Below are 19098 nucleotides of genomic sequence, written 5' to 3' on the forward strand. Positions count from 1 at the left end.
GAGCGATTGTTTTTAAATTAACATCACTGTTTTGAAAATTTATGAGCAAATTAAGTTTATGCTCAGTTTATTATATTTTTCTCAACCCTAGGCCACATAAGGCCTAGGCTTGAAAACTAGTGCTTAACTTATCATACCTTTGGTATTTGAAAAGCCCCTAAATGCACTTTTTTGCGGTTTTTTACTGGTTTTTTTCAGTTTCGACAGAAAAACTCTCAACTGGGTGCTTTAAAGCCAGTTTTAAAACGTCATCAATCCAAGTAACTGGGTGAATTTCAAGGCCCTCTAATACGTTATCAGGGATCTCTTTTAAGTCACGTTCGTTAATTTTTGGAATAATAACAGTTTTAATTCCACCACGATGTGCTGCAAGTAGCTTTTCTTTAAGGCCGCCAATTGGTAATACTTCACCGCGAAGTGTAATTTCACCAGTCATGGCGACATCAGAGCGTACAGGGTTCCCAGTTAAGCTCGATACTAAGCCTGTCACCATGGCAATACCCGCACTTGGGCCATCTTTTGGTGTTGCGCCTTCAGGTACATGCACATGAATATCACGCTTTTCGTAAAAGTCGCTATTAATGCGTAGTTTCTCAGCACGATTACGAACGACCGTCATCGCTGCCTGAATTGACTCTTGCATTACATCGCCCAAAGAACCGGTATAAGTTAGTTTGCCTTTACCCGGTACGGCAGCAGATTCGATAGTCAGTAAATCACCACCTACCTCAGTCCACGCAAGGCCCGTTACTTGGCCAATGCGGTCACCATCTTCTGCTTTACCATAGTCAAAGCGTTGTACACCTAAGAATTCTTCAAGGTTGTTATCGTCGATAAGTACCTTTTTGGTGCCTTTATCAAGCAAGATATTCTTAACCGCTTTACGGCATAGTTTTGATACTTCACGTTCTAAGTTACGAACGCCCGCTTCGCGTGTGTAATAACGAATAATACCAATAATCGCACTGTCTGCTATCTCAACCTCAGACTCTTTTAAACCGTTACGCTTCACTTGTTTTGGAATTAAGTGTTGTTTTGCGATATTCAGCTTTTCATCTTCGGTATAACCCGATAAACGAATCACTTCCATACGATCCAGTAATGGACCTGGGATATTAAAGCTGTTTGAGGTGGCAACAAACATGACATCTGATAAGTCATAATCCACTTCAAGGTAATGATCAGCAAAATGGCTATTTTGCTCTGGATCGAGCACCTCAAGTAATGCTGAAGCAGGGTCTCCGCGCATATCCGATGACATCTTATCAATTTCATCTAATAAGAATAATGGATTCTTCACACCCACTTTGGTCATATTCTGGATTAACTTGCCAGGCATAGAGCCAATGTAAGTACGGCGGTGACCACGGATTTCAGCTTCATCACGTACGCCGCCTAATGCCATACGCACATATTTACGGCCTGTAGAGCGGGCGATTGACTGACCCAATGAGGTTTTACCCACACCTGGAGGTCCTACTAAACATAAAATAGGGCCTTTTAACTTATTGGTACGTTGCTGCACAGCAAGATACTCAATAATGCGTTCTTTCACTTTATCTAAGCCGTAATGGTCGGTATCTAGAATCTTTTGCGCACCCGCTAAGTCTTTTTTCACTTTTGAGCGTTTTTTCCAAGGCACATTGATTAATGTATCAATGTACGAGCGCACAACAGTCGCTTCTGCCGACATTGGCGACATCATTTTTAACTTAGCAAGCTCAGCGTTCGCTTTTTCTTGTGCTTCTTTTGGCATGCCCGACTCTTCAATACGCTTTTTCAGCGCTTCGAATTCATCCGGTACATCATCAAGCTCACCGAGTTCTTTTTGGATGGCTTTCATTTGCTCGTTGAGGTAATACTCGCGCTGCGATTTTTCCATCTGCTTTTTCACGCGGGTACGAATTTTCTTCTCAACTTGCAATAAATCTATCTCGCCTTCCATCAACGCCATTAAGTACTCAAGACGCTCTGTTACATCGGCAATCTCAAGCACTTTTTGCTTTTCAGGTACCTTAAGTGGCATATGTGCCGCCATAGTATCAGCCAGACGTGCAGCTTCATCGATACCTGACACAGAAGTAAGTACTTCTGGTGGAATTTTCTTATTTAGCTTTACATAGCCTTCAAACTGGCTAATTGCGCTGCGGATGAAGATATCTTGTTCTTGCTCGTCGATATGGCTTGATTCAATGAACTGCGCTTCTGCAACAAAGAAATCATCATTATCTAGAAACTTCTCTACACTTGCGCGTTGTGTTCCTTCGACAAGCACTTTAACGGTGCCATCAGGTAGCTTTAATAACTGAAGTACTGTGGCAATAGTACCCACACGGTAAATATCATCTTGCTGCGGATCATCAACTGAGGCGTCTTTTTGCGCCACTAGGAAAATTTGTTTGTCCTTGTCCATCGCCGCTTCTAGGCATTTTATTGATTTTTCACGACCAACAAAAAGCGGGATCACCATGTGTGGATAAACCACGACATCGCGCAGTGCCAACACGGGGATTTCGACTCGATCTGTTCTCTCAAGCGTCATTATATTCTCTTCGCACTTCATTTATTTTAAAGATTACTCAAGTATATGGGGATATGTAAGGGAAAGTTCAACAAATTTATAAAAAAAGGAGCCTTTGGCTCCTTTTTAATGCTTAACTGCTTAATATTTGAACTACCAGGAGATTACTCTGATGCTGCTTTATCTTGATTACCACTTTGGTAAATCAAAATTGGATCAGACTCACCTTTTATCACTGTTTCATCGATAACAACTTTGCTTACTTCATCCATTGATGGCAGCTCATACATAGTATCGAGTAACACACCTTCAACTATCGAGCGTAAGCCACGTGCACCTGTTTTACGCTCCATTGCTTTATGTGCAATCGCTGATAAAGCATCTTCGCGGAACTCAAGCTCAACATCTTCCATCGCGAAAAGTGCTGAAAACTGTTTTGTTAACGCATTTTTAGGCTCGCTAAGGATTTGAATAAGCGCGGCTTCATCAAGTTCAGTCAATGTTGCAACAACAGGTAGACGACCAATAAACTCTGGGATTAAACCATATTTTACAAGATCTTCTGGCTCAACATCTTTAAATGTCTCACTTAAGCTGCGGCTTCCTGATGAGTTTTTAACCTCAGCACCAAAACCAATACCTGTGTTCTTATGACTACGCTGTTCAATCACTTTATCTAAGCCTGCAAATGCACCGCCACAGATAAATAAGATCTTAGATGTGTCAACTTGTAAAAACTCTTGCTGCGGATGCTTACGACCACCTTGTGGTGGTACTGATGCAACCGTACCTTCGATTAATTTAAGTAAAGCTTGTTGAACACCTTCACCAGACACATCTCGGGTGATTGACGGGTTATCTGATTTACGTGAAATTTTATCAATTTCATCAATATAAACGATACCACGTTGTGCTTTTTCTACGTCGTAATCACACTTTTGCAGTAGCTTTTGAATGATATTTTCAACGTCTTCACCTACATAACCGGCTTCAGTTAGCGTAGTCGCATCAGCCATAGTAAATGGTACATCAAGTAAACGTGCCATTGTCTCAGCTAGAAGTGTTTTACCACTGCCCGTAGGACCAATTAGCAAGATATTACTTTTACCCAATTCGATGTCTGGGTTGATAGTTTGATTACGTAGACGCTTGTAATGATTGTAAACTGCAACAGATAACACTTTCTTCGCGTGATCTTGGCCAATTACATAGTCATCTAAGTGATTACGAATCTCTTTTGGTACAGGCAGTTTATCAGACGCGTTGTGCTTAGGCGCAATGTCTTTGATTTCTTCCCTGATAATATCGTTACACAGCTCAACACATTCATCACAAATGTATACTGAAGGACCGGCAATTAACTTACGTACTTCATGCTGGCTTTTGCCACAAAAAGAGCAGTATAACAATTTATTACTTTTGTCGCCGTCTGTAGGAGTGTCAGACATTCAGCTACCTCTTTTATTACGTTGGTAGCAGCATCTATCTGCTGCTAATTCACTATGTGTAACTATATCAAAGATTTTTAGTTTTCGCATAGTAAAGGTGATAGCTAATAATACGTAATTACTAGCTATTCAGGTTACTTAGTTTCACGATTCGTGAATACCGAGTCGACTAAGCCATATTCAACTGCTTCACTAGCAGTCATGAAGTTATCGCGGTCAGTATCGCGCGATACAACATCTAACGGTTGACCCGTATGCTCAGCCATTAAACGGTTTAGCTTATCTTTAATTGACAGAATTTCACGCGCATGGATTTCAAAATCAGATGCCTGACCTTGGAAACCACCTAATGGTTGGTGGATCATGACACGTGAATTTGGTAAACAGAAACGCTTACCTTTAGCACCACCTGATAGCAAAAATGCACCCATGCTTGCCGCTTGACCGACACAAATTGTGCTTACATCCGGTTTGATAAAATTCATTGTGTCGTAAATTGCCATACCAGCAGTAACTGAACCACCAGGCGAATTAATGTAAAGATAAATATCTTTTTCTGGGTTTTCTGATTCTAAAAATAGCATTTGCGCAAGAATCAGGTTTGCCATGTTATCTTCAACTTGGCCAGTTAAGAAAATAATGCGCTCTTTTAAAAGACGAGAGTATATATCATATGAGCGCTCACCTTTCGCTGTTTGCTCAACAACCATAGGGACTAATGCGTTTAGAGGGTCTATCATACCGCTGTTCATTCTTGTTTAATTCCTTATCCGCTGCGACTCATCCTTACAATAAGGAAAGCACATTTATACTAATATTAATAAAGCTATCTATTTAATCTTTTAAACTATATAGGAACTTATCAGAACAAATTCAATCCTCGTCGAACAAAGTTCTGCAATAACATCAGCATTGTTGGTTTTTGTGAAACTAATATCCACAAACTAAAATGGCCCGGGTACGCTGTATAAATACAGAGTAACACGAGCCATTTAATCGCTAGCGAGAGCTTAAGTCAATGACTTATTAAGCACCTTGCTGTGGATTCATGATGTCGTCGAATGCTTTTTCAACGTCAGTCACGTTTGCTTTAGCTAGGATTGCTTCAACTGCTTGCTCTTCCATAGCAACGTTGCGCATTTGTTGCATAAGCTGATCGTTTGCTTTGTAGTATTCTACAACTTCAGTTGGATCTTCATATGCAGATGCAACCGTTGCGATTAGCTCTTCAACTTTAGCATCATCAACTTTAAGCTCGTTCGCCTTGATAACTTCACCTAATAATAGGCCAGTTTTAACGCGAGTAATAGCTTGCTCGTGGAAAAGCTCAGCTGGAAGCTCAGGCATGTTTTTAGCATCGCCACCGAAACGTTGTGCAGCTTGCTGACGTAGAGCATCAATTTCTTGATCTACTAGCGCTTTTGGCACTTCGATTTCGTTATTTTCTAAAAGACCTTTGATTGCTTGATCTTTAACGTTAGCTTTAACCGCTTGGTCAAGCTCACGCGTCATGTTCTTTTTAACTTCTTCTTTAAGAGCGTCAACACCGCCTTCAGCTACACCGAATTTAGTTGCGAACTCATCATTAAGCTCAGGAAGCTCTTGAGTTTCAACTTTTTTCACAGTAATTGTGAAAGAAGCCGCTTTACCTTTCAAGTTTTCAGCGTGGTACTCTTCAGGGAAAGTTACTTCAGCAACAACTTCTTCGCCCGCTTTTTTGCCAACGATGTTGTCTTCAAAACCTGGGATCATACGACCTTGACCAAGTTCTAGAGGGAAGTCTTCAGCTTTACCACCTTCAAACTCTTCACCGTCGATAGAACCAACGAAATCGATAGTTACACGGTCATTTTCACCTGCAGCTGCGTCAACTTCAGTCCACGAAGCATGTTGCTTACGTAACGTTTCTAGCATGTTAGCTAAGTCTTCATCAGTGACAGAAACAGCTGGTTTTTCAACAGCGATTTTATCTAAACCTTGGATTTCAACTTCTGGGTAAACTTCGAAAGTTGCATCGAATTCTAAATCTTTACCAGCTTCTAACGCTTTTGGCGCGAAAGTAGGCGCACCTGCTGGGTTAATTTTCTCTGAAACGATTGCTTCAATGTAGTTGCGTTGCATTAATTCGCCAGCAACTTCTTGACGTACTGCTGCACCGTAACGCTTGTTGATGATAGACGCTGGTACTTTACCAGGACGGAAACCATCGATACGCTGGGTTTTAGACAGTTGTTGTAAGCGTTTTTTTACTTCAGTCTCAACGTTCTCTGCAGGAACGGTGATGGTCAGACGGCGCTCAAGGCCTTGAGTCGTCTCAACAGAAACTTGCATGATTTACCTCAATCTTCAATTTTGGCGACTGTTCGCCTTCCTTACAAACAAGGTGATCTCTATGAGTGATAGCAAGTTTTAACGCTGAAAATTTCAACTTAAAACGGCGCATTGTAACCATGAGATACCATTGCTGCTTTGCCTCTATGGGCACTATGTTAAACAATAGACGCGGCATTATAACCTAATATTTATGATAGTCGAGTCTAGGGGGCAATTATTTGGCGTATATAGCAGCAATCAGCGTTCAAGTGCGTAAAAAACGAACGCAGTAAAATAACAACGATGAATTAAGCTGGTTTGAAGGTATGTAATATGAATTTAAGAAGCTTTTAGTGAGGAATTAAAGCTTAAAAGTGGTCGGCGATGCAAAATTTGCACCTGCGACTGAATTGGATATACCCAAACCAATCGTTCTTTGACCTTGAACTTTCTAAAAGTGGTCGGCGATGCAGGATTTGAACCTGCGACCCCTTGGACCCAAACCAAGTGCGCTACCAAACTGCGCTAATCGCCGATACTGAGAGAAGTTTTGAAAATAAAGACCACTATGAAAAATGGTCGGCGATACAAAATTTGCACCTTCGACTGAATTGGACATACCCAAACCAATCGTTCTTCGACCTTTAACTTTCTAAAAGTGGTCGGCGATGCAGGATTTGAACCTGCGACCCCTTGGACCCAAACCAAGTGCGCTACCAAACTGCGCTAATCGCCGATATCTTAGAGTAAATTGGGGTGACTGATGGGGCTCGAACCCACGACAACCGGAATCACAATCCGGGGCTCTACCAACTGAGCTACAATCACCACGGCATTTACATATTTTCAAATGGCGCACCCGGAAGGATTCGAACCTTCGACCAACGCCTTAGAAGGGCGTTGCTCTATCCAGCTGAGCTACGGGCGCATCGAAAACTTCAAAAGTTTGCCTGTAAGCACCGCTTCTTAAAGAAGAAGTGGTCGGCGATGCAGGATTTGAACCTGCGACCCCTTGGACCCAAACCAAGTGCGCTACCAAACTGCGCTAATCGCCGATGCTTACTATTGTTTGCGAGTGACCTCGTTAACAACGGGGTGCATAATAGTGATTTGGCTGGGTTAGGTCAAACATTTTTTTAAGAAAATAATTCAATCGGTCACTTTTAGTTCATAATGGTTAAATATTGCAAATATAAGCTAAAATTTGGACTCTTTTTTATAAATCGACGCTTTATATAAGATTGCATCTTGGCGCTATGATGCTTTTCTGCGAAAATACGCAACATAAAATAAATATGATTTATTTATCCACACCCCTTTATCGGATAATCATATTTAAATGTATCAGTATCAAGTTAACTAACCCCAATGAAAGGTCACCCATGACGGCAAACATCATCGATGGTAAGGCAATAGCTAAACAAGTACGCAGCAATGTAGCAGAACGCGTTGCAGAGCGTGTAGCGAACGGATTACGTGCTCCAGGACTCGCAGTCGTGTTAGTAGGTCAAGATCCAGCAAGCCAAGTGTATGTTGGTTCTAAACGTAAAGCATGTGAAGAAGTCGGCTTTGTATCTAAGTCTTATGATTTACCTGGCGACACCACTGAACAAGATTTACTTGCATTAATAGATCAACTAAACGAAGACAAAGAAGTAGACGGTATTTTAGTTCAATTACCTTTACCGCAAGGCCTTGATGCTGAAAAAATTCTTGAGCGTATCACTCCTCACAAAGACGTTGATGGTTTCCACCCGTATAATATTGGTCGCTTAGCGCAGCGTATGCCTGCACTTCGTCCTTGTACGCCAAAGGGGATCATCACCCTACTCGACTCTACAGGTGTTCGTTACAAAGGCATGCATGCTGTGGTTGTTGGCGCATCAAACATTGTTGGTCGCCCTATGTCACTTGAACTTTTACTTGCAGGCTGTACAACAACGGTGTGTCACAAGTTTACTCAAGATTTAGAAACGCATGTTCGCCGCGCTGATTTATTAGTTGTTGCGGTTGGAAAGCCTGAGTTTATTCCGGGTGACTGGGTTAAAGAGGGTGCCATTGTGATTGATGTGGGCATTAATCGTCTTGATTCGGGTAAGCTTGTTGGTGACGTTGAATACGATGTAGCAGAACAAAAAGCACATTTTATCACGCCTGTACCTGGTGGTGTTGGCCCGATGACTGTGGCAAGCTTAATCGAAAATACGCTTGAAGCTTGTGAAAAATATCACAGCTAAACGCTAAGTTTTGTAAAAGGGCTGCCAATTGGCAGCCCTTTTTGTTTATGCTTTTTGTCTACTAGAACGAATAACCTTCAACATCTGTGGCAGTACTGAAAATACGATCATCATGGCCATAATCAAGTATTGCCAATCTTGGTATTGCTCGCTAAGTAAAATAACAGCACATACGATACCCGCAATTGGGTTTGCAATAGTCCCGAATGAAAACTCAGCAACAGTCATACGCCCTAATAACCACACATACAGTATATAGGCGATGGCGGTATTGGGCACGATTAACCAAAAGAATGCAGAATATTGCAGCGTTGAGATAGGCTCAAATACCACTTGGTATTGCTCTGAGTGAAGTAAACTGCCATCAATAAACGCAGCCAATAATAAAATAGTGCCGCCAATGATTAACTGCCAGGTAAGTACAACCCACCAATGTATATGCACCGACAAACTTTGTACTAAGGTGCTACCAATCACAATAGTAAGTAAGGCCCCAAATAAAGCAGCCACTCCCAATACATTCAATGCTACGTGTGCTGGGTCAAACAACAACCACGCCAATACCACCAGCGTCATAGCGCAGAATGCTTGAATTTTTGCAGGGCGCTGCCCTTTCGTAAGCCAAGCATATAACAAAGCCACAACAGGCACAGACACCATCCCTACCCCAGCAATGGCAGCAGGAAGATTCACCGCCATAATAAAAATAAACGCAAAAAACAGCGCAATATTCACAGCGCCTAAGGTCAATAAACTTGGCCACTGAGAGCGGGTCGGTAAACTAGGTTTAAGCAATAAAAGTAATAACCCTGCAGGTAATGCACGCACTGCGCCTAATAACAATGGTGGCCAATCTGGTGTGGCATATTTAGTTACTGCGTAAGTGGTACCCCATAAAAAGGCAGGGATCATGGCAAGTAAGATATTCAAAGTCAGTCCTTGTTAAAGCAAAGTAACGCCAAGGTAAAACCTCAACTTTAGTTGAGGTCAATATTAAAAATAAATTTTTAAAACAAAAAAGGTTGCCGACATTGGCAACCTTTTGATGTGCAATTTTAGATTGATACTTATGCTTTACGCCATGTTGTTTTGCCAGCAGAATCTTCCAGTACCACACCAAGTGCATTCAATGCATCACGGGCTTCATCAGCTGCCGCCCAATCTTTACTAGCACGGGCCTCATTACGTTTTGCGATTAACGCTTCGATATGTGCAACTTCGTCATCAGCTTGACCACCTTGTAAAAAAGCTTCTGGATCTTGCTGTGCAACACCTAATACTTCTGCAACACTGCGCAGTACATAAGCAAGTTTACCTGCTTGCTCTGCATCACTGTCTTTAACACGGTTTAGCTCTTTTGCTAACTCAAATAACACTGGTAGCGCTTCTGGGGTGTTAAAGTCATCATCCATCGCCTTTCTGAATTTAGCCACATAGTCATTGCCTGTTAAATCACATTCAATTGGCGTTACGCCGCGCAGTGCAGTGTAAATTCGCTCAAGGGAGGAGCGCGCTTGCTCAAGGTTTTCTTGCGAATAGTTAAGCTGGCTACGGTAATGACCTGAAATTAAGAAGTATCGAACTGATTCAGCATCGTACTCTTTTAATACATCACGCACGGTAAAGAAGTTGTTTAATGACTTAGACATCTTCTCTTTATTAACCTGTACCATACCTGTGTGGATCCACGTATTCACGTATTTACCGTTATTTGCACAGCATGACTGAGCAATTTCGTTTTCATGGTGCGGGAACTGTAGATCTGAACCACCACCGTGAATATCAAAGTGCTCACCTAGGTGTTTAGAGCTCATTGCCGAACATTCGATGTGCCAACCAGGACGCCCTTCCCCCCATGGTGATGACCATGATGGCTCGCCAGGCTTGGCTTTTTTCCAAAGTACGAAATCAAGTGGATCTTGCTTATCTTGTGCAACTTCAACGCGAGAACCAGCCTGTAGCATGGTTAGGTCTTGTTGCGATAAAGCACCGTATTGCTCAAAGGTTGATACATCAAACAATACGTCGCCATCTGCTGCAACATACGCATGGCCTTTAGTAATTAAACGCTCAACCATCGCGATGATTTCATCCATATGGTTTGTCACTGTTGGCTCAACATCAGGACGCAGCATATTTAAGCTATCAAAGTCTTCATGCATCGCCTTGGTCATACGCAAGGTTAAATCATTAATTGATTCATCATTTTCATTAGCACGCTTGATAATTTTATCGTCAACATCAGTAATGTTACGAACATATTTTAAGTCATAACCAATGTGGCGAAGGTAACGAACAATGACGTCAAAACCGACGAATGTACGGGCATGACCGATGTGACAGTAATCATAAATGGTGATACCACACACGTACATGTCGATTTTGCCATCAACAAGGGGTTTAAACTGCTCTTTTTGTCGCGTAAGTGTGTTGTAAATTTGTACCATTTATAAAATGTCCTTAACGGTGTTTTGAGATTCTTTATGGTAACACTTGCAAAGCCGCTGCTCTAGCGCTTTATCAATTGAATAAGCACTTTGTTAATCTGTCTCAATAAGCACTTTGTTAATCCAAGGCAACTACTATAAAATAGCCCCATTATTAAACCAGATATAGGAAACCTCATGGTTGTACTACACACAAACTTTGGTGACATCACTATCAAGATGCACGAAAGCGATGCACCAAACACAGTTAAAAACTTTTTAGAGTATGCACACTCTGGCTTTTACAACGGTACTATTTTTCACCGTGTAATTGATGGTTTTATGGTACAAGGCGGTGGTTTTGAGCCAGGTATGGTTCAAAAAGAAGTAAACAACCCTATCGAAAACGAAGCTAATAATGGCCTTGCGAATAAAGTAGGTACATTGGCAATGGCACGTACGCCGGATCCACACTCAGCGACTGCGCAGTTCTTCATTAACGTTAACGACAATGACTTCTTAAACTTCAGCAGTGAAACATCACAAGGCTGGGGCTACTGCGTGTTCGCAGAAGTTGTTGAGGGTATGGATGTGGTTAACAAAATCAAAGGTGTTGCAACTGGCAGTGCTGGTTTCCACCAAGACGTACCTCTTGAAGATGTAATCATCGAAAAAGTAACGGTTAGCTAATTTAATCGTTTAGTCTTTTTAAGCGGGCCTTTGCCCGCTTTTTTGCGAGTAACCATGAAACAAAGTTATTTTATTGCCGATCTCCATTTAACAGAAAACCGCCCTGATATCACAGTAGCATTTTTTGATTTTCTTGATAACAAGATTATTAATGATGACGTTGATGCATTGTACATTTTGGGCGACTTTTTTGAAGTATGGGTCGGTGATGACTATCAAACTGATCTTTCAATCAATGTTGCCGCACGTTTAAGCCAAGTAAGTGAAAGTGGTACACAGGTGTTTTTTATTCATGGCAATCGCGATTTTATTATGCGAGAAGACTATGCAAAAAGCGCGAGTATGACTTTATTACCTGAACAAGTTGTTATTGATTTATATGGTACTCCAACAGTTATCTTGCATGGTGATGAAATGTGCACCCAAGATGTTGAATATCAAAAATTCCGTAAAAAAAGTCGTGGTTGGTGGTGGCCAAAATTAATGCTTGCTATGCCGCTTTGGTATCGTAAGAAAATTGCCCGTAACGCACGCGAAAAATCAAAACAAAGCCAAGCTGGCAAAGCATTAGAAATTCTAGATGTGACTGAAGATGCGGTATTAGCGATGTTTGAAAAGCATCAGGTTGTTAATATGATCCACGGTCATACACACAGACCCAACGTACATCACTACAGGGTAAATAATAAGACATTGACTCGCACTGTACTCGGTGATTGGTATGAGCAAGGGTCGTACCTAAGGGTTACACCTGCTAATCAAGAGCTAATCAGCTCGCCACTTTAAATAATAGAAACTTTGACTATGCTTGAATAGAGTTTTTACTAAAAAGCGTGTGTCATGATTGTTCGGTTAACCTGTTTGTTTTGTTGTTTAATGCTAAGTTTTTCTCCTTATAGCCAAACTTGGCGATTAGTCACAGAACCATTCCCACCTTTCCTTATCGACAACAACGAAAAGCCGGGCTGGGTTCATGAACTCGTTGTTAGCGCACTAAAAAGTCAAAATAAAAATGTAGAGATTGAGTATACTCATTGGGCTCGCGCATTAAAGCTTGCGCAGCGACATAAACGTGTCGCGGTTATTGGTGCTTTTTATACCCTAAAAAGGGCGAAAATATTTACCTATTCTCTACCTCTTGCGACAGCTGATATTGTGCTTTTGAAACGTGCTGATAGTGAGATTACCTATTCAGGTTCCTTATACTCTCTGACTCCTTACACAATCAGCAAAGGAGAAGACTATGTTATAAGTGAGGAGTTTGAACACCATCCTCAACTTGCGGTTACGACAACACATAGTCTAATAGAAAGCTTAACCCTTTTAATACATGGCCGTGTAGACCTCGTTGCCGGCACAAAAGAAGTCGCATTATACTGGTTAGAAAATAACGAAACCTTGCAAAATTTCAAACACTCAGACATACAGGTCATCACCCCTTTCCTATCAACTCAAATGTTACACGTTATTACGGCCAAAGATCACCCTCAATCTGACTATTTTCAGCAAGATTTATATACAGGGTTACAAACTATTGTGGCAAATGGAGACGCCGAAAAAATATTAAAACGTTATGATTTTGACACGAATCAAACTGACAAAGTTTTAGCGTTGCTTAGCAAAAATTTTAATTAGCCAAGTTCGTAAGTCATTTATTTTGCTTAGTATAGAGGCTATAACGCCTCTATACTAAAATAACCTAACAGCCAGTGCTCACGGAATTATTTGTGCAAGTTGTCACCCCACCCGAGGTCGAACAGGTTGTATAATTTATTTCTCGAGTACAGCCACCCCCTCTAATAAGCGTCCCCCCTCCTGGGCCTGTAACAATCCCGCCAATTCCACCACCTCCAGGCGAACTCATTTGCGTTGTTGCACCTTCAATACTTTCTAAATTTTCGATTAAACAATTAGAAACAAGTGTATCTGTTAAAGTAACATTGATGCCACTCATAAAAGTGCCAATTTCAATGCCATCAACGAGTGAAAAGCCTCTATCCATTGTAAATTTTAGATTCAAGTCTCTTTTCCCATTTGTTATTGATTCACCACCATAACTGACTTTAAACACTAATTTATTACTTGAATTACCATAAGAACGCGTTGCATACACACCGACTTTATCGTGGCTTAATGAAAGTGAAATCCCTGCACTATTTTTACCAATATGAATCCCCGAAACTTTCACTTGAGTATCAGTAATAAACTCATTCCAGCTACCTTTACCAAGGCGAGTGGCTATTTGAGCATGCATTTCTTTTTTAATACTTCTACGTGCATCAATGCTCGTTAAATAAAAAGATGGGTGATTGGCACAACTTTCATCAGAACTAGCAAGCGTGGAACGTGTTGAATCATCCCCCCAGTTTCCTGCATGTACAGTCACTGTTGAGTTAGTTGTAACAGTACCGGCTTCATTCACAGCCCGCCTAAATTCACTATCTATCTCATAAAAGTCATCAAGTGCAGCGGCTTCAGCGCTATTGAGTGTAGTATCTATTGCTTTGACTTTTACCGCTTTACTATACTGGGTTTGTTGCTCTGTAGTAATTATAAATTTAAACGCCACGCGCTGCAGTGCATTAGCAACAATAACCTCTTTTGAAGTTATATTACAAAGATAGGTCGTTACCCCAAACTCTGGCTTACCATCATTTAAATTCCTAACTTCACAGTTAGGCCTCTCATAATATAATTTTGCAATACGCAGTGCCTCTCTATAGTCACATGTATCACACGCTTTTGCTTCTGTAAGTGCTGCTGCAGCATCATTTGCAATAAACAAAGCGCTTACAGCCAACATTAATATCAACTTATATTTCATCTTATTTCCTTACCCTCAATATCAAGGGGTCATCCATTTTGTTTTAATCAAGGTTATAAAATACATACGTCAATACTTTGGACCATTTATGGGTACTTTAGATTTACAGCATTGTCAATATTTATTTTTTTATAAAGAATAAGGCTCTTGAAAATAGCTGGGGGTAGGGTTTATAAAATAAGAAAGTAAAATGATAGCAAAGAGCTTATTAATAATCGCTCCTTGCTGTTGGATTACATCGCTTTTTAAACTGGCACGCCACTGTGAAACTTAAAATCGTCATCAGGCGTTGCAATCAGCTCAGCCTCAATTTGACCAAAAAAATCAACACGCTCGGTAATATCAAATTCACTGATTTCCTGTGCAAGGGTCAAGTAATCTTGGTAATGACGGGCTTCTGAGCGCAGTAATGAAATATAAAAATCCCCTAACCGCTTATCAACATGAGGAGCGAGCTTAGCAAACCGTTCACACGAGCGGGCTTCGATGTAAGCACCGATAATGAGTTTATCGACTAGCGCATCTGGCTCATAGGTTTTTACATGGCGCAGCATACCCTTTGCGTAGCGACATGGCGTAATGCTTTTATATTCAATACCATACTCATCCATGATCTCAAGCACTTGATAAAAGTGATGCAGCTCTTCTTTTATAAGCATGACCATTTTATCAATCAGATCTTGCCCGTAAGGCGAGTTCGATTTTGGAATCATTGATTTAGTTAGCTTGTTTTTATCTGCAAGCTCTCGCCAATCCCCTTCTCGTTTATAAATAAGTGTTTCAAAAGGTTTTAGCCATGCAAGTAATGCATCACCACTTTCTTTATCAACTGCATACTTACGAATTAAAAACATCGCTGACTGAGCAGCTTTCAATTCACAAATAAGGTGATCAATTAATACCACATCTAAGTTTTCTTGTTTGATTGCCGCAGCAATCCACTCATCTGGCGTTTCACACTTTAAAAAAGAATGGATAGGAGCGAGTAAAGCAGAGTAAGGCACTAAATAAATTCTCATCAATAAACGTGGTTAGATTTTACCATATAAATACACCGCCATTCTATGACCCATATCAGTGCAAAACTAATTTCTATATGTACTAAAGACTTATACATGGCCCGTCACTTCCAGTATTTCAGGTTCTTGACAATATTTAATAAGTGGACCATAACTTAATCAAAGCTGTACAAAAATAAAACAGCTCATATTCCTATTTACAGGGGCAACAATTATGATTTTGAACCACTTATGGGGCTTATACGCCCACCCACTCGAAGAATGGCAAACAATTGATAACCGCCATGAAAGCTTGCGTTATAGCTTATCGCACATCTTACTCATTGCATGTATTCCATCCATCATGGGCTATTATTCATCAGTCCATCTAGGTTGGAGCATTGGCTCTGGCGAGGCAGTATTTTTAACGCATGATAGCGCGCTTCTGATTGCGATAGCCATGTACTTTGCGCTTATAGTTGGCGTATTTGCACTGGCTTACTTGGCGCATTGGATGGCCGTGACCTTTGGTGCAAAACCTACCTTTACTCAAACCCTAGAACTTGCTGCTTACACAGCAACGCCGGTGTTTATGTCTTCATTTGCGGCGTTTCTACCAGAGCTTTGGTTTGTGGTGTGTGTAGGCCTCGTAGCCCTCGCCTACTCTGTTTACCTGCTCTACACTGGGGTGCCAATTTTAATGCACATTCCTGAAGAACGAGGCTTTATTTATGCCAGTTCAGTGGTCACTTGCGGATTAATTCTACTGGTCATAATCCTTGCTGCGACAGCAATTCTGTGGACAAACGGTATTGTCCACCCGATGTTTACCTAAATTATTTCCTTTCTTTCCACAAGCAAAAAAGGAGCTATCTAGCTCCTTTTTCATGTATTAGTTTAAAAACTAATTAGTCTGCACTGTTTTCTTCTTGGTTATGTAATTCTAAACCTGAAGACATTGCGTTTTCACGCGTTGATTTTGCAGAATCATTACGTAGACGATCGATATGGTTAAGATATTCTTGATCGATATCACCCGTTATATATTGTCCATCGAATACCGAGGTTTCAAAACGCGTGATTTCAGGGTTTTCTTGGCTCACCGCTGAGATTAAATCATCAAGAGACTGGAAAATGAGACCATCAGCACCAATGCTTGCATTAATATCTTCCACTTCACGACCATGAGCAATTAACTCAGCAGCCGAAGGCATGTCAATTCCATAGACATTCGGGAAACGAATTTCTGGTGCAGCTGATGCAAAATAAACATTCTTTGCACCCGACTCACGAGCCATCTCAACGATTTGCGCTGACGTAGTACCACGAACAATTGAGTCATCGACAAGCAATACGTTTTTGCCCTTGAACTCACGGTCAATGGCATTCAGTTTTTGACGAACTGACTTCTTACGCATTTCTTGACCTGGCATGATGAAGGTACGGCCAATGTAGCGGTTTTTAACGAAACCTTGACGGTATGGCAGGTTAAGCGCTGATGCAATCTCAAGCGCCACATCACATGATGTTTCAGGGATTGGAATAACCACGTCGATGTCTTTATCAGCCCATTCACGTGCTATTTTTTCACCTAACTTAGTCCCCATGTTTACACGCGTTGCATAAACAGACATACGATCAATGGTTGAATCTGGTCGCGCAAAATAAACGAACTCAAAAATACACGGCGAATACGTTGCTTTTTCTGCACACGCTTGTGAGAAAAGCTGACCTTCTTCAGTTACGTAAATAGCTTCACCTGGCGCTACATCGCGGACAAACTCAAAGCCATCTGTTTTTAATGCAACGCTTTCTGATGCAAACATGTACTCAGTACCGTTCGCTGTTTCACGCTTACCAAATACAAGCGGACGAATACCGTTCGGGTCACGAAAGGCAACAATACCGTGGCCGATAATCATTGCTATTGTTGCGTAACCACCCGTTACTTTGTTATTTACTTGTGTTACTGCTGTGAAGATATCTTCAGCATCGAGTTTAAGTTTATTAGACTTACTTAACTCATGCGCCATGATATTAAGTAATATTTCAGAGTCAGATGTTGTATTAACATGACGGCGAGCTTCTGAAAATAATTGCTCTTTTAATGCTTCAGCGTTTGTTAAATTACCATTGTGTGCAAGTGCAATACCAAACGGTGAGTTAACATAGAAAGGTTGCGCTTCCGACGAGCTAGAAGATCCAGCTGTCGGATAGCGAACATGACCAATACCAATCGTACCTTGAAGGCGTTTCATGTGACGGGTATGAAACACATCTTTCACAAGGCCGTTGGCTTTACGTAAGCTAAACGTATTATTTTCAATGGTAATGATGCCAGCTGCATCTTGACCGCGGTGTTGCAAAACAGTTAAGCCATCATACAGCGCCTGATTAACAGGAGAAGTTCCGACTATGCCAACGATACCACACATTAAATTTATCCTCGCCGATTAACGGTTTACCGAATTTAAAAAGCTCGAGTTGTTTTCGAGGTACGAAAAGAACCACTCAACAACAAAGCCAAATTCTGGAATCAAAATAGAGTTACCCCACCAGTGCGTATTAGGTGCACCGGTAAAAGCATCAAGAAAGAAGAGTAACGCGCTTACGACCAACACGCCACGAAGAGCACCAAACACTATGCCGAATACACGGTCGGTGCCAGATAAACCAGTACGTTGTACAAGCTCACCTAAAATATAGTTTAGTAATCCACCCAACAGGAGTGTCGCAAAGAATAATATGGCTATTGCGGCTGCATTTCTTAAAAGGGGTTCTGAAATACTTGTTAGGAAGGAAGCTAAATATTGGTAAAACAAACTAGAGATGATAAATGCGCCAGCCCATACAGCTAATGACATTGCTTCTTTTACGAAGCCACGTATTAAGCCGATGATAGTGGATAGTGCAATAATGCCAAGTATGGCGTAATCAACCCAGATCATAAGAACCAACTAGTCGTTAATTTGGGGCGCATTCTATAAGACAAGCGGAGGAATTGCCAGATCATTTTGTAATTTCAAACTGAGTAACTTTGCCGTTTAACTTGGTTAACTGCTTTAACTCAACAAGCTTACTTTCTAACTCTTTCTTGCTAAGTGAAGGACCTACAAAGACTTTTGTCAGTGTTCCGTTCGGGGTTTTGATTGGACGAGTAAAGGTTTTAAAGCCATTCGCTTTGAGCTTTTCAAGTAACGACTTTACATTAGGCGCATGTGAGAAACTACCTAATTGGATTACATAAGCCATTTGCGTGAGGTTTTCTTCTGGCTTACGAGCAGGCTCCGATGTTTTTACTACTGGCTTGGCTACTTTAACAACTTCAACAGGATCTTGAGTTGATGCTTCAACCATTTTAGGTGCATCATCAAATTGCTCAGTTTGCTCTGCTGTAAGCTCAGCATCATTCGCTTGTGCATTTTCGACAGGTATTTCAGCAGGCTGCTCTGCAGAGGCAACTTTACTATCAATTTCATCTTGTAAGTCAATCGTTGTGAACTCAGGGCGTTCAGGAATTGCTTTAAAACCTTCTGTATAGTGAACTTTCTCTCCATCCAAAATATTTGGAATAAAGACAATAGCCGCCACAACCACAATGGTGGTCCCTACTAAGCGATTAATAAACCCTGCGTTCACCG

At 41.2% G+C, this 19098-nt stretch carries 16 protein-coding genes and 5 tRNA genes; 5 read left to right on the forward strand and 16 right to left on the reverse strand.

The annotated features are described in order from the left end of the window. Positions 1 to 181: 181 nt before the first annotated feature. The 9 genes from lon to L3V41_RS01550 form a co-directional block, all read right to left on the reverse strand. Entirely contained in the window at positions 182 to 2542 is a 2361-nt protein-coding gene (lon, locus tag L3V41_RS01510; protein ID WP_062569851.1) for an endopeptidase La, read from the reverse strand. A gap of 143 nt (positions 2543 to 2685) precedes the next feature. Next, positions 2686 to 3969, reverse strand: a complete 1284-nt coding sequence (gene clpX, locus L3V41_RS01515; RefSeq protein ID WP_062569850.1) for an ATP-dependent protease ATP-binding subunit ClpX — start codon at positions 3967 to 3969, stop codon at positions 2686 to 2688. Between the two features lie 134 nt (positions 3970 to 4103). Continuing rightward, entirely contained in the window at positions 4104 to 4721 is a 618-nt protein-coding gene (gene clpP, locus L3V41_RS01520; protein WP_062569849.1) for an ATP-dependent Clp endopeptidase proteolytic subunit ClpP, read from the reverse strand. 274 nt (positions 4722 to 4995) lie between these two features. Next, positions 4996 to 6300, reverse strand: coding sequence for a trigger factor (gene tig, locus L3V41_RS01525; protein WP_062569848.1), 1305 nt, complete (start codon positions 6298 to 6300; stop codon positions 4996 to 4998). 440 nt (positions 6301 to 6740) lie between these two features. Then, positions 6741 to 6817 (reverse strand) — tRNA-Pro (locus L3V41_RS01530). Between the two features lie 124 nt (positions 6818 to 6941). After that, positions 6942 to 7018: transfer RNA gene (locus L3V41_RS01535), tRNA-Pro, on the reverse strand. A 16-nt stretch (positions 7019 to 7034) separates the two neighbouring features. Next, positions 7035 to 7110, reverse strand: a tRNA-His gene (locus L3V41_RS01540). 23 nt (positions 7111 to 7133) lie between these two features. Further along, positions 7134 to 7210 (reverse strand) — tRNA-Arg (locus tag L3V41_RS01545). Positions 7211 to 7260: 50 nt separating this feature from the next. Next, a tRNA-Pro gene (locus tag L3V41_RS01550) sits at positions 7261 to 7337 on the reverse strand. Between the two features lie 327 nt (positions 7338 to 7664). Here L3V41_RS01550 and folD point away from each other — a divergent pair. Further along, entirely contained in the window at positions 7665 to 8519 is an 855-nt protein-coding gene (gene folD / locus L3V41_RS01555) for a bifunctional methylenetetrahydrofolate dehydrogenase/methenyltetrahydrofolate cyclohydrolase FolD (RefSeq protein WP_062569846.1), read from the forward strand. A gap of 45 nt (positions 8520 to 8564) precedes the next feature. On the opposite strand, the gene L3V41_RS01560 is transcribed toward folD, so the two are convergent. Beyond that, on the reverse strand, positions 8565 to 9449 hold the full coding sequence (locus L3V41_RS01560) for an EamA family transporter (RefSeq protein ID WP_237114275.1): 885 nt from the start codon (positions 9447 to 9449) through the stop codon (positions 8565 to 8567). A gap of 137 nt (positions 9450 to 9586) precedes the next feature. Continuing rightward, a complete protein-coding gene (gene cysS / locus L3V41_RS01565; RefSeq protein WP_237127069.1) occupies positions 9587 to 10966 on the reverse strand; it encodes a cysteine--tRNA ligase in 1380 nt (459 codons plus the stop codon). 177 nt (positions 10967 to 11143) lie between these two features. Between cysS and ppiB the strand changes: the two genes are divergently transcribed. The 3 genes from ppiB to L3V41_RS01580 all read left to right on the forward strand — a co-directional run bounded on the left by ppiB (position 11144) and on the right by L3V41_RS01580 (position 13270). Further along, positions 11144 to 11635 carry a peptidylprolyl isomerase B gene (gene ppiB / locus L3V41_RS01570; RefSeq protein ID WP_237127070.1) on the forward strand — a complete coding sequence of 164 codons (492 nt, stop codon included), beginning with the start codon at positions 11144 to 11146 and terminating at the stop codon, positions 11633 to 11635. Positions 11636 to 11689: 54 nt separating this feature from the next. Continuing rightward, positions 11690 to 12421 (forward strand): UDP-2,3-diacylglucosamine diphosphatase, encoded by a 732-nt coding sequence (locus L3V41_RS01575; RefSeq protein WP_237127071.1) that lies wholly within the window; start codon positions 11690 to 11692, stop codon positions 12419 to 12421. Positions 12422 to 12511: 90 nt separating this feature from the next. Further along, the gene (locus L3V41_RS01580; RefSeq protein ID WP_237127072.1) at positions 12512 to 13270 is read left to right on the forward strand and encodes a transporter substrate-binding domain-containing protein; all 759 of its coding nucleotides are present in this window, start codon (positions 12512 to 12514) and stop codon (positions 13268 to 13270) included. A 64-nt stretch (positions 13271 to 13334) separates the two neighbouring features. Here L3V41_RS01580 and L3V41_RS01585 read toward each other — a convergent pair whose 3' ends face one another. Both L3V41_RS01585 and miaE read right to left on the reverse strand, forming a co-directional pair. Continuing rightward, positions 13335 to 14459, reverse strand: a complete 1125-nt coding sequence (locus L3V41_RS01585) for a hypothetical protein (protein ID WP_237127073.1) — start codon at positions 14457 to 14459, stop codon at positions 13335 to 13337. A gap of 245 nt (positions 14460 to 14704) precedes the next feature. After that, positions 14705 to 15463, reverse strand: a complete 759-nt coding sequence (gene miaE / locus L3V41_RS01590; protein WP_062570042.1) for a tRNA isopentenyl-2-thiomethyl-A-37 hydroxylase MiaE — start codon at positions 15461 to 15463, stop codon at positions 14705 to 14707. Positions 15464 to 15692: 229 nt separating this feature from the next. Here miaE and L3V41_RS01595 point away from each other — a divergent pair, with 229 nt between their 5' ends. After that, positions 15693 to 16292, forward strand: a complete 600-nt coding sequence (locus L3V41_RS01595; RefSeq protein WP_062569839.1) for a Yip1 family protein — start codon at positions 15693 to 15695, stop codon at positions 16290 to 16292. Positions 16293 to 16365: 73 nt separating this feature from the next. Here the strand turns inward: L3V41_RS01595 and purF are convergent, their stop codons facing one another. From purF to L3V41_RS01610, 3 genes are all read right to left on the reverse strand, one after another. Further along, positions 16366 to 17892, reverse strand: a complete 1527-nt coding sequence (gene purF, locus L3V41_RS01600) for an amidophosphoribosyltransferase (RefSeq protein ID WP_062569838.1) — start codon at positions 17890 to 17892, stop codon at positions 16366 to 16368. An 18-nt stretch (positions 17893 to 17910) separates the two neighbouring features. Beyond that, positions 17911 to 18405 (reverse strand): CvpA family protein, encoded by a 495-nt coding sequence (locus tag L3V41_RS01605; RefSeq protein ID WP_036969851.1) that lies wholly within the window; start codon positions 18403 to 18405, stop codon positions 17911 to 17913. Positions 18406 to 18466: 61 nt separating this feature from the next. Continuing rightward, the gene (locus L3V41_RS01610; protein ID WP_062569837.1) at positions 18467 to 19096 is read right to left on the reverse strand and encodes an SPOR domain-containing protein; all 630 of its coding nucleotides are present in this window, start codon (positions 19094 to 19096) and stop codon (positions 18467 to 18469) included. Positions 19097 to 19098: the final 2 nt, after the last annotated feature.

The organism is Pseudoalteromonas sp. L21 (genome assembly GCF_021728035.1).
In the GTDB taxonomy this organism is placed as follows: Bacteria; Pseudomonadota; Gammaproteobacteria; order Enterobacterales; family Alteromonadaceae; genus Pseudoalteromonas; species Pseudoalteromonas arabiensis.